The 21,571-nt window shown below is 68.1% G+C and carries 17 protein-coding genes and 2 tRNA genes; 1 reads left to right on the forward strand and 18 read right to left on the reverse strand.

The window, feature by feature from the left end; genetic code table 11:
* Positions 1–144: 144 nt before the first annotated feature.
* The 5 genes from pqqB to hxlA form a co-directional block, all read right to left on the reverse strand.
* Positions 145–1,086 (reverse strand): pyrroloquinoline quinone biosynthesis protein PqqB, encoded by a 942-nt coding sequence (gene pqqB / locus ACSZL9_RS16070; protein ID WP_446666524.1) that lies wholly within the window; start codon positions 1,084–1,086, stop codon positions 145–147.
* Between the two features lie 21 nt (positions 1,087–1,107).
* Positions 1,108–1,803 (reverse strand): iron dependent repressor, metal binding and dimerization domain protein, encoded by a 696-nt coding sequence (locus ACSZL9_RS16075; RefSeq protein WP_446666525.1) that lies wholly within the window; start codon positions 1,801–1,803, stop codon positions 1,108–1,110.
* A 58-nt stretch (positions 1,804–1,861) separates the two neighbouring features.
* Complete coding sequence (zwf, locus tag ACSZL9_RS16080) at positions 1,862–3,403, reverse strand: glucose-6-phosphate dehydrogenase (protein WP_446666526.1); 1,542 nt, start codon at positions 3,401–3,403, stop codon at positions 1,862–1,864.
* 147 nt (positions 3,404–3,550) lie between these two features.
* Positions 3,551–4,888 (reverse strand): LuxR C-terminal-related transcriptional regulator, encoded by a 1,338-nt coding sequence (locus ACSZL9_RS16085; RefSeq protein ID WP_446666527.1) that lies wholly within the window; start codon positions 4,886–4,888, stop codon positions 3,551–3,553.
* Between the two features lie 125 nt (positions 4,889–5,013).
* Positions 5,014–5,637 carry a 3-hexulose-6-phosphate synthase gene (hxlA, locus tag ACSZL9_RS16090; RefSeq protein ID WP_446666528.1) on the reverse strand — a complete coding sequence of 208 codons (624 nt, stop codon included), beginning with the start codon at positions 5,635–5,637 and terminating at the stop codon, positions 5,014–5,016.
* Between the two features lie 239 nt (positions 5,638–5,876).
* Here hxlA and ACSZL9_RS16095 point away from each other — a divergent pair, with 239 nt between their 5' ends.
* Positions 5,877–7,145 carry a response regulator transcription factor gene (locus ACSZL9_RS16095; RefSeq protein WP_446666529.1) on the forward strand — a complete coding sequence of 423 codons (1,269 nt, stop codon included), beginning with the start codon at positions 5,877–5,879 and terminating at the stop codon, positions 7,143–7,145.
* A gap of 18 nt (positions 7,146–7,163) precedes the next feature.
* On the opposite strand, the gene ACSZL9_RS16100 is transcribed toward ACSZL9_RS16095, so the two are convergent.
* From ACSZL9_RS16100 to ACSZL9_RS16160, 13 genes are all read right to left on the reverse strand, one after another.
* Positions 7,164–8,189 carry a 6-phosphofructokinase gene (locus ACSZL9_RS16100; RefSeq protein ID WP_446666530.1) on the reverse strand — a complete coding sequence of 342 codons (1,026 nt, stop codon included), beginning with the start codon at positions 8,187–8,189 and terminating at the stop codon, positions 7,164–7,166.
* A gap of 49 nt (positions 8,190–8,238) precedes the next feature.
* Positions 8,239–9,258 (reverse strand): class II fructose-bisphosphate aldolase, encoded by a 1,020-nt coding sequence (gene fbaA, locus ACSZL9_RS16105; RefSeq protein ID WP_446666531.1) that lies wholly within the window; start codon positions 9,256–9,258, stop codon positions 8,239–8,241.
* Positions 9,259–9,365: 107 nt separating this feature from the next.
* The gene (locus ACSZL9_RS16110; RefSeq protein WP_446666532.1) at positions 9,366–9,839 is read right to left on the reverse strand and encodes a ribose-5-phosphate isomerase; all 474 of its coding nucleotides are present in this window, start codon (positions 9,837–9,839) and stop codon (positions 9,366–9,368) included.
* 63 nt (positions 9,840–9,902) lie between these two features.
* On the reverse strand, positions 9,903–10,601 hold the full coding sequence (gene rpe / locus ACSZL9_RS16115; protein ID WP_446666533.1) for a ribulose-phosphate 3-epimerase: 699 nt from the start codon (positions 10,599–10,601) through the stop codon (positions 9,903–9,905).
* A gap of 154 nt (positions 10,602–10,755) precedes the next feature.
* Positions 10,756–11,880, reverse strand: coding sequence for a transaldolase (gene tal, locus ACSZL9_RS16120; RefSeq protein WP_446666534.1), 1,125 nt, complete (start codon positions 11,878–11,880; stop codon positions 10,756–10,758).
* Between the two features lie 150 nt (positions 11,881–12,030).
* Positions 12,031–14,175 carry a transketolase gene (tkt, locus tag ACSZL9_RS16125; protein WP_446666535.1) on the reverse strand — a complete coding sequence of 715 codons (2,145 nt, stop codon included), beginning with the start codon at positions 14,173–14,175 and terminating at the stop codon, positions 12,031–12,033.
* Positions 14,176–14,574: 399 nt separating this feature from the next.
* A tRNA-Ala gene (locus tag ACSZL9_RS16130) sits at positions 14,575–14,647 on the reverse strand.
* A 30-nt stretch (positions 14,648–14,677) separates the two neighbouring features.
* Positions 14,678–14,812: a DLW-39 family protein gene (locus ACSZL9_RS16135; protein WP_446666536.1), complete on the reverse strand. Its 135-nt coding sequence runs from the start codon at positions 14,810–14,812 to the stop codon at positions 14,678–14,680.
* Positions 14,813–14,842: 30 nt separating this feature from the next.
* A tRNA-Ile gene (locus ACSZL9_RS16140) sits at positions 14,843–14,919 on the reverse strand.
* An 83-nt stretch (positions 14,920–15,002) separates the two neighbouring features.
* Entirely contained in the window at positions 15,003–15,614 is a 612-nt protein-coding gene (locus ACSZL9_RS16145; protein WP_446666537.1) for a DUF3566 domain-containing protein, read from the reverse strand.
* Entirely contained in the window at positions 15,611–18,241 is a 2,631-nt protein-coding gene (gyrA, locus tag ACSZL9_RS16150; RefSeq protein WP_446666538.1) for a DNA gyrase subunit A, read from the reverse strand. The genes ACSZL9_RS16145 and gyrA overlap by 4 nt, the downstream gene beginning before the upstream one ends.
* A 181-nt stretch (positions 18,242–18,422) precedes the next feature.
* On the reverse strand, positions 18,423–20,525 hold the full coding sequence (gene gyrB / locus ACSZL9_RS16155) for a DNA topoisomerase (ATP-hydrolyzing) subunit B (RefSeq protein WP_446666539.1): 2,103 nt from the start codon (positions 20,523–20,525) through the stop codon (positions 18,423–18,425).
* A 237-nt stretch (positions 20,526–20,762) separates the two neighbouring features.
* Complete coding sequence (locus ACSZL9_RS16160) at positions 20,763–21,548, reverse strand: hypothetical protein (RefSeq protein WP_446666540.1); 786 nt, start codon at positions 21,546–21,548, stop codon at positions 20,763–20,765.
* Positions 21,549–21,571: the final 23 nt, after the last annotated feature.

A 21,571-nucleotide genomic window follows, 5' to 3' on the forward strand; every position in this document is an offset into this window, starting at 1 on the left:
GGTGCATGGTTGTGGTGTTTGACTCACCATGCCGAGAAGGTCGCCTTCGGGCACCCGGTCGCAAGGCCTGTCTTCCCTGTCCGGTTGGCCAGTGACGGTGCTATGACCTGTGGACAAGCCGGTATGCCGCCCTGGCCGAGCGGCTCAGATCTGCAGCTCGAGACCGTCGACGGCGACCTCCATCCCGTGCCGGTCGAGCGCGCGTCGCTCCGAGGAATCCTCCAGCAGGATCGGGTTGGTGTTGTTGATGTGGATGTAGATCTTGCGCTCGATCGGCAGCCCGGACAACAGCTGCAGGGTGCCGTCCGGCCCGTCGATCGGCGCGTGGCCCATGTCGCGGGAGGTCTTGCTGGCCAGGCCCAGACCGGCCATCTCGTCGTCCTGCCAGCAGGTGCCGTCGATCAGCAGCGCCGAGCAGTCCGCGAGCTCAGCGAGCAGGTCGTCGGTGAGCTGTTGGACACAGGGCAGGTAGACCAGGCTCCGGCCGGTCGCGGTGTCGGTGATGCGGGTGCCGATCACCCGGCCGTGTTCCTCCGCGCCCTCGAAGCGCATCCGCTTGTTCGTGGGCACGTCGAACGCGACATACGTCAGGCCCGCCCCCAATTCCATCGGGGTGCCCGGGGTGATCGACCGCCAGGTGACCGGGCAGTAGGCCTCCAGCGTCCGCAGCACACCGGTGCCGCTGGTGAGCGTCTCGCGCACGGACGGCGTCGAGTGCACCTCCAGGCCGCGGCCCTCGCGCATCAGCAGCAGGCCCAGCGTGTGATCGAGCTCCGCGTCGGTGAGCACCACCGACTGCAGGCGCACGACGCGGCCGTCGGCCGGGTGCAGGGCGGGGAAGGCTTCGATCTGGCCCTGTATGTCGGGTGAGGCGTTGAACAGGAACCAGTTCTCCCGGTCGGCGCTCACCGCGATCGAGGACTGGGTGCGCGGGACGCACGGTCGATCGCCGGTGCGCACGGCCTGGCAAGCCGGACAGGTGCAGTTCCATTGCGGGTAGCCGCCCCCGGCCGCCGATCCCAGCACGCGCATCCACATGTGGTTGTCGTCCTCCAGCTCTCGATGTCTTGTCTGCTTGACCGTCAATCCTGCACCCGGTCGGCCGCCCTACAGCAGTCGCACCTGCACCCCGTGTGCCGTCTCCTCGGGCAGCTCGCAGCGGATCCCGTCCGGTCCGGTCACCGTGACCGTCTCGTCGCCGACCTCGATGGTGACCCGCGCGTCCGTCACGATGCCTGCGGCGCGCAGCTCGGTGAGGTCGTCCGGGTCCGACTGCAGGCGCTCGGACAGGGTGGCGATCACGGCAGGGACGGCGGGCCCGGGTGGCAGGTCGGCCACCCGGACCGGAGTGCGGTCGCCGTCGGTCTGGTCCTGCGGCGCCGGTGCGGCGGCCCCGGCGGGGCCAGGGATCGGGTTGCCGTATGGCGATCGGGCCGGGCTGCCCAGGACCTCGACCAGCCGGCGCTCCACGCGGTCACTGACCACGTGTTCCCACCGGCAGGCCTCCTCGTGGGCCAGCTCCCACTCCAGGCCGATGACGTCGACCAGCAGGCGCTCGACCAGGCGGTGCTTGCGCGTCACCGATGCTGCCAGCGCGAAACCTTCCTCGGTCAGCTCCAGCTGCCGGTCCGGCCGCAGCTCGATCAGCCCGTCCCGCCGCATGCGGGCAACGGTCTGGCTGACCGTCGGCTGCGTCTGCTCGAGCCGCTCGGCGATGCGGGCTCGGCGCGGTTCGACGCCCTCCTCGACCAGGTCGAAGATCGTCCGCAGATACATCTCCACGGTGTCGACGAGGTCACGCATGTCAGGTCCTTCTGGGCAGGCAGCGGGTCAGGCAGATGGTCGAGCGATGGCCATCGACCTACAGCGGGCGCCACATCCGCCCGGCACGGGTCATGATCGCGGCCGCCGAGGCCGGTCCCTCGGACCCCGCCTCGTAGCCGTCCGGCCGGCCCGCGCCGGCCCAGAAGTCGAGCACGGGATCGACCAGACGCCAGGAGGATTCGATCTCCGCGCGTCGCGGGAAGAGGGTGTCGTCGCCGCGCAGCACGTCGCAGATCAGTCGCTCGTAGGCGGTCGGTGCCGGCGCGAAGACCGCACCGAAGTCCGAGTCGAGGCTGATCGGGTCGATCGTCATACCGTCCCCGGGACGCTTGGCGCCGATCTGCAACTCGATCCCGTCGTCGGGCTGCACTCGGAAGACCAGGACGTTCTGCACCGGTGCGGTCCGGGTCGCCGGTCCGCCACGGTCCGGCGCGGTGAACGCGACGGCGATCTCGGTGCTGCGCCGGGCCAGCCGCTTGCCGGTGCGGACGTAGAAGGGCACGCCCTCCCAGCGCGGGGTGTCGACGCCGACGGTGAGCGCGGCGAACGTCTCGGTGGTCGAGTCGGCCGGGAACCCGTCCTCCTCGGTCAGCCCCGGCAGGACCACTCCGTCACGGACCGCGCCGGTGTATTGACCGCGTGCGGTCGTCTCCTCCAGCGGTCCGAGCAGCGTCGCCGCCGCGAGGACCTTGCTCTTCTCGGCCGCGATGTTGTCGGCCTCGAAGGTGGCCGGGCGGTCCATCGCGATCAGCGCGAGCAGTTGCAGCAGGTGGTTCTGTATGACGTCGCGGGTCGCGCCGACACCGTCGTAGTAGGCACCGCGTCCGGTGACACCGACACTCTCGGCCATGGTGATCTGCACGTGGTCGACATACCGGCTGTTCCACAACGGCTCGAAGATGCCGTTCGTGAACCGCAGGGCCAGGATGTTCTGGACGGTTTCCTTGCCCAGGTAGTGATCGATCCGATAGATGGCGGACGGGTCGAAGGCGCGCTCCAAGGTGGCTTCCAGCACCTGTGAGCTGGCCAGGTCGTGCCCGAAGGGCTTCTCGACGACGATCCGCCGCCAGCCGTCGACCTGCTGGTTGAGACCGACGTCCGCCAGACCCTCGCAGACACGCTCGAACGCCCACGGCGGGATCGACAGGTAGAAGACGTAGTTGGCCGGCTTGTCGCGCAGCACGTCCAGCTCGGCCAGCCGGGAGCTGAGCGCGGTGAACGACGCCGGGTCGTCGAACGATCCCTGGATGAAGTGGATGCGGCGACACAGTCGCCCCCAGACCTCGGGGTCGAAGGGGGCACGTGCGTGGGCGATCACCGCCTCCCGCAGGCGGGACTCGACGGTGGACGCGTCACGGGTCAGCCCGAGCACATCGAAGTCGGGGGAGAGGTGCCCGCCGTGCTCGAGGTCGTAGATCGCCGGGATGAGCTTCTTGCGGGACAGGTCACCGGTGATGCCGAAGATGACCATCGAGGCCGGTCCGGTGGTCACCCCGCTGTGGCGGGCCTGCTCCACGCTCTCGCGTAGGTCCGACCGGCCGCCGTGCTGACTTCGCTCCTGGACGTGTGACACGGTCACTTTCGTTGCTCTCCAAGTCTTTTCGCTGGATGGGTGGCGCGTCCAGCCGCGGGGTGACTACCTCTCAGTCTCAATGCGTTGTCGATGCTTTGCACTTCGTCCAGCGGCCAGTAGCTGCTCGTCCACTGGCCAGGTGAGATCGGCGGGTCAGCCCCTGCCCGCGACCCAGTGGCCGGCGGCGGTCGACTCGGTCGCCACGACACCGGCGCGGATCGCGACCGCGGCGGCCTCGCCACGGTTGGCCACCTCGAGCTTCTTCAGCAGGCTCGCGACGTGGAACTTGATGGTGCTCTGGGTGACACCGAGCTCCTCGGCGATCACGCGGTTGCGCTTGCCCTCGGCCAGGTGAGAGAGCACCTCCATCTCGCGAGGGTTCAGGCTGGACAGCAGGTGCTCGCCAGGGCGAGCCACCGGCGGGTCCAGCGGCAGGGTCAGCTTCACGCAGTGGCCCCAGCCGGGGATCGACTCGATGTGCAGGTCACCGCGCAGGGTTTGCAACCGCCCGGCGAGCTGCAACCGCAGCGCGTCGGTGTCGATCCAGCCCGGCCCCGTGTCCCGGATCTCCAGCAGGACGTTCTCGCCGTCGCAGTCCCACGCGATGCGCATCCGGTCCAGCTCGGACTGTGCGCACAGGGCGAGCACGACGGCACGGACCATCGCGCGGGCGGCGTAGGCAACCTCGCCGGGCAGCGGACGGCCGTCCGCGGGCGGCGCGGCATACTCCACGCTCACTTCCTGGAATTTCAGCACCGGACCGAGCTCGCCCTGCAACCGGGCGAACGCGGTCGTCACGGCCTCCTCGGACAGCTCCCGGTCGACGGTGCCGGTGGAGCGCAGCGTGGTCAGTGCGGCCGACGCCGTCTCGCTGGCGGTGATCCGGGCCCGCCGGTCGTCCAGGTCCCGGGAGCGCAGGGTGCCCAGGATCGTCGACAGCGTCGCCTCGTGGACGCCGGTCAGCTCGGCGATCGTGCGCGCGCGCTCACTGGAGGCGGCACGGGACTCGGCCAGGTAGTCCGGGCTCGCCTGGGCGACCTGGTGATGGATGGCGGTCGCGACGATGCCGAAGACGGCCGCGATCTCCGCCAGGGGTCGGGTCTCGGTGCGGGTGGTCTTCAGCACCATGACCAGCAGGATGTCGCTCTCGTCGCGGACGGCCCAGATCCGGCGCTTCGAGCCGCCCAGGACCGCTTCCTGCTCGCAGCTCACGCCGACGTCCAAGGACGCCTTGACCTGCTCGAGCTCCTCGATCGTCACCAGGTCGACGATGTCCTTGCGGCCGGCGACCTTGCGGGGACGCCCGGTGCACTCGCGGGTGAAGATCACCAGCGCGTCGTGTGACCTGGCACCGAGGAAGGTCGAGAATCGGGCGGCAATGGTCGGCAGTGGTCCGTCGACGACCTTGCGCAGGTCGGCCCACCGGTCCAATTCCCGGCTCAACGCCTCATCCGACGTCGGCCCCTGGTCTCGTGCATCGATGTCACCCATGCTCACCACACCTCAACTTGCACCGGAACGTGCACTGGAACGTGCACCAAAAACCGATGGTGTCCCCGAGTCTCACCGACCCGGGGACACCATGTTCGAACTTCGAGTTACTTCAAGCGACTGACTCAGGCAATCGCGGAGCGGAGCTTCTTGGCGGCCAGGCCCGGGTCCTCGGCCCCGTAGATGGCGCCACCCGCAACGGCCACGTCAGCACCGGCGCGCTGCACGTCACCGATCGTGTCGGCGTTGACACCGCCTGCCACCGAGAACGGCACGCGGGCCTCCTCGCCGGAGCGGAGCAGACCGTTGAGGTCGTAGCCGGGCTGCGCCTGCTCGTCCAGACCAGCGTGCATCTCGACGAACTTCGCACCCAGGGCGCGAACCTCCTTGGCGCGGGTCACCTTGTCGGCAACACCGATGAGGTCCACGACGACGCCCTTGTTGTGCTTCTTGGCGGCCTCGACGGCACCGGCAATGGTGGAGTCGTCGGCAGCGCCGAGCACGGTCACGAGGTCAGCGCCCGCCTTGAAGGCGATGTCGGCCTCGAGCTCACCGGCGTCCATGGTCTTCAGGTCGGCGAAGACGACCTTGTCCGGGTGGGCCTCCTTGACGGCGGTGATCGCCGACAGACCCTCGGACTTGATCAGCGGGGTGCCCAGCTCGATGATGTCCACGTGCTCGGCGACCTGGCCGGCAAGGGTCAGCGCGGCGTCCTTGGTCAGCACGTCCATGGCGACTTGCAGCTTCATGAGATGTCTCCTTCGTGTTGTGATGTGCGTCTTGTTGTCGGGGTGCCGGCGGTGCCCGGGACGGCTTCCGCGGCGTTGACGCCATCCTTTCGGATCAAGCCAAGGGGTCCAACACTGTTTTCTGACGGTCTTGACTACACTTTTGGGTTGTTCACCCTGGTGCGCTCATCGGTGCTCGTCTGGAGCCCGTGAATCGCCCGTGAACGCCGTATGCCGAACGGCGATCGGAAAGGACTGACATGGTCGACCATGAGCTGCACTGGCCGCTCCTGAACAGCCTGGCCGCGCTGGCGGATGCACCGCTGATGCAGATCGCGGACCGGTTGAGGGACGCGGTCTCGCCCTACCTGTCCAACAGTGCGCTGATCATCTTCACCGAGGACTGCACCGGCCGCCCGCAGAAGAAGGCCGGCGACGAGGACATCATCTCCCGGGTCTCGATCGCCGAGCTGGACGCGCTCCGGGTGGTCGTCCCGCCCGAGCCGCCGTGGACCGGCGAGGCCACCATCGGCGACAGTTCCAGGCCCGTCCTGGCGTTGAAATACCGCCCAAGTGGAGCGTTGCTGGTGCTCACCGATCCGAACCAGGAGGAGCTCGACTCACCCGACTGCCTGGAGATCGTGACCTACCTGTGGCACCTCGCTGCCCGGCGGATCCACGAGAAGGTGACCGACGCGCCGCCGTCATACCTCGCCGAGTCCCGCGCCGCGTCCGCGGAGCGGGTCCGGGTGACCGCCGAGCTGACCGACCTGCACTCCACGACGTTGGAGACCTTGCTGGCCGCGCTGCGTTCCACCACGCTGGACGACGCGACCGCGCGGTCGACCGTCACCGATCTGACGGCCAAGTCGCTGATCGAGCTGCGCACGCTCAACGACCGCACGACCGAGATGGTCGAGGAGCCGGTGGCCAATGCTTTCGGACGGTTGCGGGAGGAACTGCGCCCGTTGACCCGCTTCAGCGGCATCGACGTGGAGTTCATCGAGCCACCGGAGGACGGGCGTGCCCTACCCGGCGAGGTCGCGCACGCGGCCCGGGCGATCGTGCGCGGGCTCGTGCTCGCCATGATGGAGCAGCCCGAGATCAGCCGCATCCGCACCCAGTGGGACTGCGACGGGGAGAACCTGCTGATCAACATCCGCGACGACGGCAACGGTGCGTTGTCCGCGACGGCGCCCAACATCACCCGGCTGGACCGGCAGGTGGAGGCCCTCGCCGGACTGCTGCGACTGGAGGTCATGTCCGGCTGGGGCGCGGACGTTTTCGTGACGCTCCCGCTGGATCCGCCCGCCGTCCCCTCCAGTGACGTCGCCTCCTGGAACCTCGCCTCCCGAGAGATGGAGGTCCTGCAACTACTGGCGACCGGCCGCCGCAACCGGGCCATCGCCACGACGCTCGGGATCAGCGAGAACACCGTGAAGTTCCACGTGCGCAAGCTGTTCAAGAAGCTCGGCGTCGCGTCCCGGACCGAGGCCATCGCGCTGGCGCACAGCCACGGCATCCAGTAGCCAGCGGTCAGTAGCGGGTCAGCCGAACAGGATCCGGGCCTCGTCATACCGGTGCTGCGGGACGTCCTTCAGCCGACCGAGCGCGTCCTCGAAATCGACATGGTCGATCTCGGTCCCGCGCAGCGACACCATCGTGCCCCACTGGCCGTTCACCACCGAGTCGATCGCGGCCATCCCGAGCCGGGTCGCGAGCACCCGGTCGAAGGCGGTCGGCGTGCCGCCGCGCTGGATGTGGCCGAGCGTCGTCGCCCGGGTCTCGATGCCGGTGCGGGCCTCCAGCTCGGGCGCGAGCTGGTTGGCGATGCCACCCAGCCGCGGCCGACCGAAGGCGTCCAGACCGTGCTCCGAGTGTGCCTGCTGCATGTCGTCGGTCCGGAAACCCTCGGCGACGACGACCAGCGGCGCCCGGCCGCGGTCGTCGGCGAGCTTCACCCAGCCAGCGATCTGGTCCATGCTGACCGGCTGCTCCGGGATGAGGATCACGTGGGCGCCGACCGCCATACCGGAGTGCAGTGCGATCCAGCCGACGTGACGTCCCATGACCTCGGCGATCATGCACCGCTGGTGGGACTCGCCCGTGGTGCGCAGCCGGTCCATGGCCTCGGTCGCGATCTCGATCGCGGTGTCGAAGCCGAAGGTGTAGTCGGTGGCGTCCAGGTCGTTGTCGATCGTCTTGGGCACTCCGACGATCTTGATCCCGGCGTCGCTGAGGCGCTTCGCGGCAGCCAGCGTGCCCTCGCCGCCGATCGCGATCATCGCGTCGACCCCGAGGTCGGCCATGCGCGCGCCGACGACGTCGGCGCCGCCGCCGTTCTCGAACGGGTTGGTGCGCGACGTGCCCAGGATCGTGCCGCCGGACTTCGCGATGCCCTGCACCATGCCGCGCGTCAACTCGATGACGTCGCCCTCGACGACACCACGCCACCCGTCGCGGTAGCCCACGAACTGCTGCCCGTGCACGGCGACGCCCTTCAGCACCGCTCCGCGGATGACCGCGTTGAGGCCCGGGCAGTCACCCCCGGAGGTGAGGATGCCGATCTTCATGACGCGTCCTTTCTCACGAGCGCCGGTCGTGACCCGCGGCTGGTCGGTATCAGAGGCTTTTGCCCGCCGAGCCCAGCTGCGTGGCGGCCTCGACGACGCGGGCCGCCATACCCTTTTCGGCGGCGGCGCCCCAGTTGCGCGGGTCGTAGGCCTTCTTGTTGCCGACCTCGCCGTCCACCTTCAGCACGCCGTCGTAGTTGGCCAGCATGTGGCCGGCGACCGGGCGGGTGAAGGCGTACTGCGTGTCGGTGTCGATGTTCATCTTCACCACGCCGTAGGACACCGCGTCGGCGATCTCCTGCTCGGTGGAACCCGACCCGCCGTGGAAGACCAGGTCGAACGGACGGTCCTTGCCGGCCTTCGCGCCGACCTTCTGCTGGATCTCCTGCAGGATCTCCGGACGTAGCTTGACGTTGCCCGGCTTGTAGACACCGTGCACGTTGCCGAAGGTGAGCGCCGTCAGGTAGCGGCCGTGTTCGCCGGCTCCGAGCGCCTCAACGGTCGCCAGACCGTCCTCGACACTGCTGTAGAGCTTGTCGTTGATGGCGTTCTCGACGCCGTCCTCCTCACCGCCCACGGTGCCGATCTCGACCTCGAGGATGATGTGCGCGGCGGCCGTCCGCGCCAGCAGCTCGCGGCCGATGCGCAGGTTGTCCTCCAGGGTCTCCGCGGAGCCGTCCCACATGTGCGAGTTGAAGATCGGGTCCTGCCCGCGCTTCACCGCTTCCTCCGACGCGTCCAGCAGCGGCAGCACGAAGTCCGACAGCTTGTCCTGAGGGCAGTGGTCGGTGTGCAGGGCGATGTTGACCGGGTAGTTGCGGGCCGCCTCCCGGGCGAACGCCGCAAAGTTGAGCGACCCGGCAACCATGTTGCGGACGCCGGTGCCGGACCAGTACGCCGCGCCACCGGTGGACACCTGCACGATGCCGTCGGAGCCGGCGTCGGCGAAGCCCTGCAGGGCGGCATTCAGCGTCTGGGAGGACGTGACGTTGACCGCCGGGTAGGCGAAACCGGCCGACTTGGCGCGGTCGATCATCTCGGAGTAGATCTCCGGTGTGGCAATGGGCATGGCTGGCTTCTCGCTAACTGTCTGGCTGGCTTGTCGATGAGCTGCTGGCCACCGCGGGCAGGTGGGGCCTGTTGGAGTTGTCGTTAAGTTGTGGTGTCGCCCGCAGATCAGGCGGGCACTTCACCGGTCGCTTCGAAGTCGGCGATCTTGGCGATCCGGCGCTTGTGCCGCTCGGCGTTGCTGAACGGCTCGGTGAGGAAGGCCTCGATCAGCTCGGTCGCTTCCTGCACGGTGTGCTGGCGACCACCCACGGCGACCAGGTTGGCGTCGTTGTGCTCGCGGGCCAGCTTGGCGGTGTCGGCGTTCCACACCAGCGCAGCGCGCACACCCTTGACCTTGTTCGCGGAGATCTGCTCCCCGTTGCCGGAGCCGCCCAGCACGATGCCCAGCGCCTCGACGCCTTCCGCCTGGTCGCGCACGACCGCCTGCGCGGCGGCGATGCAGAAACCGGGGTAGTCGTCCTCCGCGTCATACGACGACGGTCCGTGATCGACCATCTCGTATCCCTTGGCGGAGAGGGTCTCGATGAGGGCGGCGCTGAGCTCCAGGCCGGCATGGTCGGTGGCGATGTGAACACGCATGGGGGCGGTCCTTCCAAGAACGTGAGGCGGAAACCTGAGGGACGAAAAGGGTTGGGGGGTGGGTCAGCTCGCGTTCGCGGCCGCGCGCGGCATCGCCTGCAGGCCGCCCGCACGCAGCGCCTCGATCGCGTCGGCCGGCGACTCCTTGCCGTAGACCGAGGAGCCGGCGACGAAGACGTTGGCTCCGGCCTCGGCGGCCCGGATGATGGTCTCGTCGGTGACGCCGCCGTCGACCTGGATGGCGACGTCGACGCCGGCCTCCTCCACGGCGGCGCGGGCACGACGGATCTTGGGCACGGTGACGTCGAGGAACGACTGGCCGCCGAAGCCCGGCTCGACGGTCATGATGAGCAGCATGTCCAGCTCGGGCAGCATGTCGAGGTAGGGCTCGACGGGGGTGGCGGGCCGCAGCGCCATACCGGCCTTGGCTCCGCGTGCCCGCAGCTCCCGAGCCAGCTTGATCGGTGCGGCGGCTGCCTCCACGTGGAAGGTCACCGACGCCGCACCCAGGTCCGCGTATGCCGGGGCCCAGCGGTCCGCGTCGGCGATCATCAGGTGCACGTCCAGCGGCACGGGGCTGATCTTCTGCAGGCGCTCGACGACCGGGTGGCCGAGGGTGAGGTTCGGCACGAAGTGGTTGTCCATCACATCGACGTGTGCAGCGTCGGCGTTGCTGATCCGGCCGAGCTCCGCCTCGAGGTTGGCGAAGTCCGCCGACAGGATGCTCGGGTTGATGCGGCAGGTCTGGGGGCTGCTGGACATGAGGGCGGACCTTTCGGGAGTGGGGTAGGCGGGTGGCGATGGAGCCGGCCGCTGTCGCTGCTCGCGACGTATTGCTGACGACGTATTGCTCACGACGGATTACTCACGACGGATATCGAGCAGCGACAGCGGCGGCTGATCAGTGGGCGACCGTTCAGTGCGCGGACGCGTCGGCGGTGGCCAGCGCCTTCTGCACGTCGGCCAGCAGTTCCGACCAGCTGGTCACGAACTTGTCCAGGCCCTCGGTCTCCAGCAGCGCGACGACCTCGTCATACGAAATGCCCTGTGCGGCAAGGGAGTCCAGCACCTGGCGGGCGTCAGCGTAGGTCCCGGTGATGGTGTCGCCAGTGACCTCGCCGTGGTCGAACGTCGCGGTCAGCGTCTTCTCCGGCATGGTGTTGACCACGTCAGTCGCGACCAGCTCGGTGACATACAGGGTGTCCGGGTATGCCGGGTCCTTGACGCCGGTCGAGGCCCACAGCGGACGCTGCGGACGGGCACCGGCCGCGGCCAGCGCCGACCAGCGGTCGGTCGAGAACTCCTGCTCGTAGACCTCGTAGGCGAGGCGGGCGTTGGCCACGCCTGCCTTGCCGCGCAGGGCGGCAGCCTCCGGGGTGCCGAGTGCATCGAGCCGTTTGTCGATCTCGGTGTCCAGCCGGGACACGAAGAAGGAGGCGACCGAGTGCAGCTTGGTCAGGTCGTGCCCGGCTTCCTTGGCGCGCTCCAGTCCGGTGAGGAACGCGTCGATGACGGCGCGGTAGCGCTCCAGCGAGAAGATCAGCGTGACGTTGACGCTGATGCCCTCGGCCAGCACGGCGCTGATCGCGCCCAGGCCCTCGACGGTGGCGGGGATCTTGATCAGCACGTTGTCCTTGCCGACCTTGGCGTAGAGGCGCTTGGCCTCGGCGATCGTGCCGTCGGTGTCCCACGCGAGGCGCGGGTCGACCTCGATCGAGACACGGCCGTCGACACCGTCGGTCGCTGCGGCGACCGGGGCGAACAGGTCGCACGCGTCGGCGACATCGGAGGTGGTGATCTCGAAGATGGTCTGGTCGACGTCGGAGCCGTCCGCCGCCAGCTCGCGGATCTTGCCGGCGTAGTCCTCACCGGAGGTGATGGCGGCCTGGAAGATCGACGGGTTGGTGGTCACGCCGACGACGTTCTTCTCGTCGATCAGACGCTGGAGGCTGCCGCTGGTCAGGCGCTCGCGGGACAGGTCGTCCAACCAGATGGACACACCGGCGGCGGCAAGCTGGGCAGTGGGAGTTGTGGTCGACATGGCTTTCGCCTCTTCCTTGCGAAACGGGTGGTGATCAAACGTGCTTGGCAGTGATCGGGTGGTGATCGGGTGAGGATCAGGTGAAGTGGATTTCGGTCGGCGCCCCGAGGAGCCGCACGGAACGCCGACCGAAGACTGTGGTCCGCCGGATCAGCCGGCGGCGAGGGAGTCACGCGCGGCCGCCACGACGGCCTCCGCGGTGATCCCGAACTCCTGGAACAAGCGCTGGTAGTCGGCCGAGGCGCCGTAGTGCTCCAGGCTCACGCAGCGGCCGGCGCTGCCGACGAGCCGGCGCCAGGTCAGGGCAAGGCCCGCCTCGACGGAGACCCGTGCGGTCACCGAGCTGGGCAGCACCGACTCGCGGTATGCCTCGTCCTGCTGCTCGAACCACTCCAGGCAGGGCACCGAGACCACGCGGGTCGGAATGCCGTCGGCCTGCAGGGTCTCGCGGGCCTCGATGGCCAGCTGCAGCTCCGAACCGGTGGCGAGCAGCAACACCTCGGGCGTCACGGACGCACCGTCGCGGGACGCTTCGGCAAAGACGTAGGCACCACGGGAGACACCGGCCGCGGAGGCGAAGGTGTCTCCGCTCGCCGCGCCGTCCCCGCGCTCGAAGACCGGGACGTTCTGCCGGGTCAGCACCAGGCCGGCCGGGTTCTCCCGGTTGCCGAGGACGGTCTGCCACGCGACGGCGACCTCGTTGGCGTCGCCGGGACGGACCACGTCGAGCCCCGGTATGGCGCGCAGCGTGGCCAGCTGCTCGACCGGCTGGTGGGTCGGACCGTCCTCGCCGAGGCCGATCGAGTCGTGCGACCACACGTAGATGGACGGCACGCCCATCAGCGCGGACAGGCGGATCGCCGGACGCTGGTAGTCGCTGAAGATCAGGAACGTCCCGGAGAACGCACGAGTGGGGCCACCCAGGTGGATGCCGTTGACGATCGACGCGGCGGCGTGCTCGCGGATGCCGAAGTGCAGCACGCGGCCACCGGGCTCACCGGTCCACGTCTGGGTCGACCGCGAGGCCGGCACGAACGACGGCGCTCCCTCGATGGTGGTGTTGTTGGACCCGGCCAGGTCCGCCGAGCCACCCCACAGCTCCGGCATCACGCCGGCGGCGGCGTTGATGACCTTGCCGGATGCGGCACGGGTCGAGACGTCCTTGCCGGCGGGGAACTCCGGCAGCACGTCGGCCAACTCGGCGGGCAGGTCGCCTGCCTCCATCCGCTTGAGCAGCTGCGCCTTCTCGGGGTTGGCCGACTGCCACCGGTCGAACGTGCGGTCCCACTCGACGCGGGTCGCGGCGCCACGCTCCACGACGGCGCGTGCGTGCTTCAGCACCTCACCGTCGATGTCGAAGTTCTTCTCCGGGTCGAAGCCCAGCACTTCCTTCAGGCCCGCGACCTCCTCGGCGCCGAGCTTGGCGCCGTGGATGCCGCCGGTGTTCTGCTTCTTCGGGGACGGGTATCCGATGATCGTGCGCAACGAGATGATCGACGGACGGGACGTCTCGGCCTTCGCGGCCAGCAGAGCGTTGTAGAGCTCGGCCACGTCCTCGACGTACTCGCCGTTGCGCGTCCAGTCCACGCGCTGGGTGTGCCAGCCGTAGGACTCGTAGCGCTTCAGGACGTCCTCGGTGAACGCGATGTCGGTGTCGTCCTCGATCGAGATGTGGTTCTCGTCATACACGACGACCAGGTTGCCGAGCTCCTGGTGCCCGGCCAGCGAGGACGCCTCACCGGTGACGCCCTCCTGCAGGTCACCGTCGGACGCGATCACCCAGATGGTGTGGTCGAAGGGGCTGGTGCCCTCCGCGGCGTCGTTGTCGAACAGCGCGCGCATGCGGCGCTGCGAGTAGGCGAAACCGACCGACGAGGCCAGACCCTGACCCAGCGGGCCGGTGGTGATCTCCACACCGTCGGTGTGCTTGTACTCCGGGTGGCCGGGGGTGAGCGAGCCCCACGTGCGCAGCGCCTCGAGGTCCTTCATCTCCAGGCCGTAGCCGGACAGGTAGAGCTGGATGTAGAGCGTCAGCGAGGAGTGGCCCGGGGACAGGATGAACCGGTCGCGACCCGACCAGTTGGCGTCCGCCGGGTCGTGCCGCATCATCTTCTGGAAGAGCAGGTAGGCGACCGGCGCCAAGCTCATCGCCGTGCCGGGGTGGCCGTGGCCGGCCTTCTCGACCGCGTCGGCGGCCAGCACGCGGACGGTGTCGACGGCGCGCTTGTCCAGGTCGGTCCAGTCCAGGTCGGCTGCTGCGCCCGCGGGTCGGGTCTGGGTGGCTGGTGAAGTCACTGTGTTGTCCCTTCGAGTCGACCATCGCGCTGCGGTGGCTGGATGGCTACGTTCCTTCAGTTGAGGACCATCCTGCGGGGACAAACGGGTAGTGGGAACGCTATTTTGTGACGGTTCCCACTACCCTTTCGGGTTGGTCTGCGGAAAGATCGCCACTCGAAGTGCTATTCGACGGGGGTCTCACGGGTAGGTCGGGTCGTGGCCGCGCCATACCCGGGCGTCGGCAGGGCTGCCGGCAAGGGGGGCGCCGCTCGCGTGCGTAACCCGCGACCGTTGAGGGTTGTGCGCAGGTTTTTCGCCATACCCGCGCGTAACCGGCGACCGTTGAGGGTTGTGCGCACGGACCTCGTCAGCAAGCACGAAAAATCCCGAGCCGCGATGCGACTCGGGATCATCCGGTGGAGCCAAGGGGACTCGAACCCCTAACCCCCTGCTTGCAAAGCAGGTGCGCTACCAATTGCGCCATGGCCCCGGACATCGGTCCGCGGGGCGGACCGGGAGGTCAGTTGGTGCTGTCGCCCGGCTTGTCGGCCGCCTGGGCCCACAGGTCCTTGGCGTCGTTGTTCTGGTCCAGCTTGGCCTTGACGGCGACTGCCAGACCGGCGAGGCCGAGCAGCACCACGAGCTTCTTCAACATGGGAACTCCGAATCGACTGCAGGGACGAGGTGGTGGGCCTAACTGGACTTGAACCAGTGACCTCTTCCTTATCAGGGAAGCGCTCTAACCGACTGAGCTATAGGCCCGTGCACCGTCCGTCGTCCACGGCAGAATGCCGTGGATGCCGGACGAGACTATCTCACCGAAGCGGGCAGCACCAAAACGAGTGCTACTCGTCCGACAGGGTCATCTGCACGCCGCCGACAAGCGAGGAACAGATGTTGTAGAGGAACGCCCCGAGCGTGGCCAGCGCGGTCATCAGCAGCACGTCGACCACCGCGATCACCACCGACAACGACACGACCCGACCGAAGCCGACGTAATCCATGATGTCGAACGTCTTGCCGCTGGTCTCCAAGGTGCGCAACAACTCGTTGATGTTGTCCCAGACGCCCATGCCCTGCAGCACGATCCACAGCATCGCGATCATCACGACCATCGCAATGCCGATCGCGACCGACAGCAGGAACGCGATCTTCATGACCGACCAGGGGTCGACGCGGGACAGCGTCAGCCGCACCCGACGCGGGGTGCTGCGACCTGGACGTCGTCCCGATCCGCCCGCACCACGCGGTGCCGGGCGTCGCTGCTGCGAGCCGGCAGGCCGGCCCTTCGCCCCCGCCTTGCCACCGGCGCGCGGCGCCGGACGGGAACCCTGTCGGGGAGGGGTGGGACGCTTCTTGCCACCGGCTGCGGCGCCCGGCAGACGTACGGCCCCGCCTGCGCCACCGTCCGTCGCCGTCCCGGCGCCCTTCTTGGCGTCGGATCCGTCAGTGCTCACTCATCGTCTCCCGGCTCGTCCGGAGTCTGCTCGTCCGCTTCGACCGACTCGTCCGCGACGGCGGTCTCGGTGGTCTCGGCGTCCGTGTCGCCGTCGGTCGGCGACTCGCCCGACGGTACGCCATCTTCATGGCCGTCTTCGACTTCGTGTTCGGCGTTCCGCGCGACAGCCACGATCGAATCCTTCTTGTCCGGGGTCGCGAACTGCACGCCCTGGGTGGACCGACCGGTGGCGCGGACCTCGTCGACACGGGACCGGACGATCTTGCCCTTCTCCATCACGACCAGCACTTCGTCGGTCGGCCAGACGACGAGCGCGCCCACCAGATCGCCCCCACGATCGGAGAGTGCGGCAACCTTGACACCCAGCGTGGCGCGGCCCTTCACCGGGTAATCCTCGACATCGGTGCGCTTGGCCAGGCCGTTCTCGAAGACCACGAACAGGTAGAGCTGGTCTCGCTCGGTGCCCGCCGGAACGACGTTCATCGACAGCAGCTCGTCCTCGTCGCGGAACTTCATCCCGGTCACACCTGAGGTCGAGCGGCCCATCGGACGCAGCGTCTCGTCGGTGGCGTTGAAGCGCACCGACTGGCCCTTGCGTGAGACCAACAACACATCGTCGTCGGAGCTGGCCAGGCCCGCTCCGACCAGTTCGTCGCCGTCGCGGAGGTTGACCGCGATCAGCCCGCCGGTGCGCGGCGAGTCGTAGTCGGTCAGCTTGGTCTTCTTGACCAGCCCCCGCTTGGTCGCCAGCAGCAAGTATGGCGCGGCGTCGTAGTCGGTCAGCGCCATCACCTGGGCGATCTGCTCACCCGGCTGGAAGGCCAGCAGGTTGGCCACGTGCTGGCCCTTGGAGTCGCGGCTGCCCTCCGGCAGCTCGTAGGCCTTGGCGCGGTAGACCCGGCCGGCGTTGGTGAAGAACAGCAGCCAGCGGTGTGTCGTCGTGGTGAAGAAGTGCGACACCACGTCGTCACCGCGCAGGTTGGCGCCCCGCACACCCTTGCCACCGCGACGCTGTGAGCGGTATTCGCTGGTCTTGGTGCGCTTGGCGTAGCCGCCCCGGGTGATCGTGACGACGACGTCCTCCTCCGGGATCAGGTCCTCCATCGACATGTCGCCGTCGAAGGGCACGATCTGGGTGCGTCGGTCGTCGCCATACCGCTCGACGATCTCGCTGAGCTCGTCGCTGACGATCTGCCGCTGCCGCTCCGGCTTGGCCAGGATGTCGCGGTAGTCGTCGATGTCGCGCTGCAGTTGATCGTGCTCGTCGACGATCTTCTGCCGCTCCAGGGCGGCGAGGCGCCGCAGCTGCAGGTTGAGGATCGCGGTCGCCTGGATCTCGTCGACCCCGAGCAGCTCCATCAGGCCGCCGCGCGCCTCGTCCGCGGACGGGCTGCGCCGGATCAGCGCGATGACCTCGTCGAGCGCGTCGAGCGCCTTGAGGTAGCCGCGCAGGATGTGGATCTGCTCCTCGGCGCGGCGCAGCAGGTAGGTCGTCCGCCGCTGGATGACCTCGACCTGGTGCTCCACCCAGTAACGGATGAACGCCGAGATCGGCAGGGTGCGCGGCACGCCGTCGACCAGTGCCAGCATGTTGGCTCCGAAGCTCTGCTGCAGCTGGGTGTGCTTGTAGAGGTTGTTGAGCACGACCTTGGCCACGGCGTCGCGCTTGAGCACGATCACCAGCCGCTGCCCGGTGCGGCCCGACGTCTCGTCGCGCAGGTCGGCGATGCCGGAGATGCGGCCGTCCCGCACCAGGGTTGCGATCTTCTCCGCGAGCGCGTCCGGGTTGACCTGGTAGGGCAACTCGGTGACCACCAGGCACTGCCGGCCCTGGATCTCCTCGACGTTGACCACCGCACGCATCACGATCGAGCCGCGACCGGTGCGGTAGGCGTCCTCGATGCCCTTCTTGCCCATGATCAGCGCACCGGTCGGGAAGTCCGGCCCGGGGATGATCTCGATGAGCTTCTCCAGCAACTCCTCACGGCTGGCGTCCGGGTGCTCCAGCAGCCACTGGGCACCTGCGGCGACCTCGCGCAGGTTGTGCGGCGGGATCTGCGTCGCCATACCGACCGCGATGCCGGCGGCACCGTTGACCAGCAGGTTCGGGAAGCGCGCCGGCAGCACCGTCGGCTGCATCGTCTTGCCGTCGTAGTTGGGCTCGAAGTCGACGGTTTCCTTCTCGATGTCGCGCACCAGCTCCAGGGCCAGCGGCGCCATCCGGCACTCGGTGTATCGCGGTGCGGCCGCACCGTCGTTGCCCGGCGAGCCGAAGTTGCCCTGCCCGTCGACGAGCGGGTAGCGCATCGACCACGGCTGCACCAACCGGACCAGGGCGTCGTAGATCGCGCTGTCACCGTGCGGGTGGTACTGACCCATCACGTCACCGACGACGCGGCTGCACTTGTTGTAGCCGCGGTCGGGGCGGTAGCCGCCGTCGAACATCGCGTAGACGATGCGCCGGTGCACCGGCTTCATGCCGTCGCGCACGTCCGGCAGCGCTCGGCTGACGATGACCGCCATCGCGTAGTCGATGTAGCTGCGCTGCATCTCGGTGTTGAGGTCGATCGGGTCGACGTTGGACCGAGGTCCCTCTCCACCGGGAGGTGTGGTGTCGTCAGTCATGAGTTTCCTTCATTCTCAATGCAGTTCAAGTTCTGTATGGCGGGGAGCTTGATCTCGATACGCGCTCTTACGTCGGTCGAGTGCCGGGGGAGCGGAGCGGAGGAGGTGTATCGAGACCACGTGCGCCTCGGGTCTCGATACGGGCTCCGCCAGCGCTCCGCCCTACTCGACCAGCGAGGCATCAGATATCGAGGAAACGAACGTCCTTGGCGTTGCGCTGGATGAACCCACGACGGCTCTCGACGTCCTCACCCATCAGCACCGCGAAGATCTCGTCCGCAGCGGCGGCGTCGTCGAGGGTCACCTGCAGCAAGGTGCGGTGATCAGGATCCATCGTGGTCTCCCACAGCTCCTGGTAGTTCATCTCGCCCAGCCCCTTGTAGCGCTGGTAAGGGTTCTCCTTGGGCAGGCGGCCGCCGGCCTCCTGGCCGATCTTGAGCAGCCCGTCACGCTCCTTGTCGGAGAAGGCGAACTCGTGCTCCCGATTGCTCCACTTGATCCGGTAGAGCGGCGGCTGCGCGAGGTAGACGTAACCGGACTCGATCATCGGCCGCATGAAGCGGAAGAGCAGCGTCAGCAGCAAAGTGCGGATGTGCATGCCGTCGACGTCGGCGTCGGCCATCAGCACGATCTTGTGGTAGCGGGCCTTCTCGATGTCGAACTCTTCGCCGATGCCGGTGCCGAACGCCGAGATCAGCGACTGCACCTCGTTGTTGGCCAGCACCTTGTCGATGCGGGCCTTCTCGACATTGAGGATCTTGCCGCGGATCGGCAGGATCGCCTGGTTGAACGGGTTGCGGCCCTGCACCGCCGAGCCACCGGCCGAGTCACCCTCGACGATGAACACCTCGGAGATCGTCGGGTCGTTGCTCTGGCAGTCCTTCAGCTTGCCGGGCATCGCCGCGGTGTCCAGCAGGCCCTTGCGGCGGGTGGCCTCGCGCGCCTTGCGCGCCGCCATACGGGCCGCGGCCGACTGGATCGCCTTGCGCACGATCGCCTGGCCCTCGCGCGGGTGCTGCTGCAGCCAGTGCTCGAACTCGTCACGCACCGAGCTCTGCACGAAGCCCTTGACCTCGGAGTTGCCGAGCTTGGTCTTGGTCTGGCCCTCGAACTGCGGCTCGCCCAACTTGACCGACACGACGGCGGTCAGGCCCTCGCGGATGTCGTCACCGGTGAGGTTGTCGTCCTTGTCCTTCAGCAACTTCTGGGTCCGGGCGAAGTTGTTGACCAGGGAGGTCATCGCGGTGCGGAAGCCCTCCTCGTGGGTGCCGCCCTCGTGGGTGTTGATCGCGTTGGCGTAGGTGTGCACCGACTCGCTGTATGCCGTGGTCCACTGCATCGCGATCTCGACCGACAGCAACCGGTCGGGGTCCTCGTGCTCGAACGCGATGATGTCCTCGTGCACCGGCTCGCTGCGCTTGGAGGCGTTGAGGTGCTTGACGTAGTCGATGAGCCCGTCGTCATACCGGTAGGTGACCGTGCGCGGCTTGCCCGACTCGTCCTCGACCTCGTCGTCCGCGGTGGCGCCGGCGAGCGCCTCCTCCTCGGCACCCTCGTCGACCTGCTGCACGCGCTCGTCGGTCAGCGTGATCGCCAGCCCCTTGTTGAGGAAGGCGTATTGCTGGAAGCGGGCCCGGATGGTGTCGAAGTCGAAGTCGACCGTGTCGAAGATCTCCGCGTCCGGCCAGAAGGTGATCGTGGTGCCGGTGTCGCCCTTGTCGGCCTTGCCGACGACCTCGAGCTTGCCCTGGGGTGCTCCGTGGTCGAACTCCATCGCGTGGACCTGACCCTTGCGCCGCACCTCGGCGACGAGCTTGGTGGACAGCGCGTTGACGACCGAGGAGCCGACCCCGTGCAGGCCGCCGGACACCTTGTAACCGCCGCCGCCGAACTTGCCGCCCGCGTGCAGCTGGGTCAGCACCAGCTCCACGGTCGAGACGCCATACGCCTCGTTGATCGCCACGGGTATGCCGCGCGCGTGATCCCGCACGCGGACGCCGCCGTCGGACAGCAGGGTCACCTCGACGTGGTCGCCATAGCCCGCCATCGCCTCGTCGACCGAGTTGTCGACGATCTCCCAGATCAGGTGGTGCAGGCCTCGGGCACCGGTGGACCCGATGTACATGCCGGGACGCTTGCGGACTGCCTCGAGTCCTTCGAGCACCTGGATGTCGTCGGCACCGTATGTCGAAGCGCCGCCATCACCGGCTGTCGGCTGGGCCTGCTCGTCGGGTGATTGCTGCGCAGCGGTGTCGGACACAGTGCTCCTTGAGATGAGACGCATGGGAGTCCGAGCCCGGGCACGCCTGCGGCTCGCCGGGAGGCGAGCCGCAGGTGCGAAGTGTCAGGTGCTCAGAAACTAGGTCCCAGCATACCCTCTCAACACGGCAAATCCACGTTTGCCGTGCCGTGAACGCCGATTTGCGGGCCGACCGCATCACTTCGCGATTCCCCACACGCGACCGGGGCCGTCAGCGCGTCCACGACGCGTTGACGCACGATCGGCAGCGCGGATCGATCGTCACTTACGCAGGATGTAAATGATCGCGCCGGTCTCCGTCGTACACGTGACGTAGGAGCCGGCCGAGCAGCTGACCTTGTAGTTGTCGTGCGTCGCCGGTGACTTCGCCCGGAACGACGCCTTGCCGTGCTTGTCCTTCTTGGCGTTGTAGAGCGAGGAGACGACCCCGGCGAAACTGCACGACGTCTTCGGCCCCGTGCCGTAGGAGTCCGTTCCCGGGCAGGCACCCGCCGCTGCCGGCAGCTTCGTGGCATGGCTCGACGAGCTGGAGCTGCTTGACGACGAAGACGAAGAAGACGACGAAGAAGACGACGTGCTGGAGCTGGACTGCGAGCTGCTCGACTGCGTCGGCTGTGGCGTGGTCGTCTGCGTGACGGTCGCCGTCGGTGTGAACGCGCCCTGGGTCATCTTGCCGCTGGAGTTGTTCAGGATGAGGGCGATCACGACGGCCACGATCGCCAGCGACGCGACGATGACCGCCACCGGTGCCCACATCGCGCCGCGTCGCTGCGGCGGCTCGCCGTAATAGGCAGGCGGTTGGTAGTAACCGCTCTGGTCGGCCGCCGCGTATTCGTCGTGCTGCGGCTGCGGCGGCCGCACGTAGGGCGCGTGATCGGTCGCCTGAGTGCGGTCGCTGTCGGCGTATGCCGGGTCGGCATACGCCGTCATGTCCGGATCGGTGGAGCCGGCATCCGGGTGGTCCGGGTTGCCCCGATCGCTGAAGAAGTGGTCGAACTCGTCCCGCCCCCCGCGCGGGTCGCCCTGACCGGGTTGGTCATGACTCACGTTGCTCTTTTCCCTGCCAGTAG

The sequence above is a fragment of the Flexivirga sp. B27 genome (genome assembly GCF_052905685.1).

Bases quoted from the DNA above. Each gene is read 5' to 3' on its own strand.
- hxlA (WP_446666528.1), bottom strand. From the start codon at position 5,637: ATGAAGCTGCAAGTCGCCATGGACGTGCTGACCAAGGACGCCGCGCTG.
- gyrA (WP_446666538.1), bottom strand. From the start codon at position 18,241: ATGACTGACGACACCACACCTCCCGGTGGAGAGGGACCTCGGTCCAAC.
- ACSZL9_RS16095 (WP_446666529.1), top strand. From the start codon at position 5,877: ATGGTCGACCATGAGCTGCACTGGCCGCTCCTGAACAGCCTGGCCGCG.
- ACSZL9_RS16075 (WP_446666525.1), bottom strand. From the start codon at position 1,803: ATGCGTGACCTCGTCGACACCGTGGAGATGTATCTGCGGACGATCTTC.
- rpe (WP_446666533.1), bottom strand. From the start codon at position 10,601: ATGTCCAGCAGCCCCCAGACCTGCCGCATCAACCCGAGCATCCTGTCG.
- gyrB (WP_446666539.1), bottom strand. From the start codon at position 20,525: ATGCGTCTCATCTCAAGGAGCACTGTGTCCGACACCGCTGCGCAGCAA.
- tal (WP_446666534.1), bottom strand. From the start codon at position 11,880: ATGTCGACCACAACTCCCACTGCCCAGCTTGCCGCCGCCGGTGTGTCC.
- ACSZL9_RS16085 (WP_446666527.1), bottom strand. From the start codon at position 4,888: ATGGGTGACATCGATGCACGAGACCAGGGGCCGACGTCGGATGAGGCG.
- ACSZL9_RS16110 (WP_446666532.1), bottom strand. From the start codon at position 9,839: ATGCGTGTTCACATCGCCACCGACCATGCCGGCCTGGAGCTCAGCGCC.
- ACSZL9_RS16135 (WP_446666536.1), bottom strand. From the start codon at position 14,812: ATGTTGAAGAAGCTCGTGGTGCTGCTCGGCCTCGCCGGTCTGGCAGTC.
- ACSZL9_RS16100 (WP_446666530.1), bottom strand. From the start codon at position 8,189: ATGAAGATCGGCATCCTCACCTCCGGGGGTGACTGCCCGGGCCTCAAC.
- fbaA (WP_446666531.1), bottom strand. From the start codon at position 9,258: ATGCCCATTGCCACACCGGAGATCTACTCCGAGATGATCGACCGCGCC.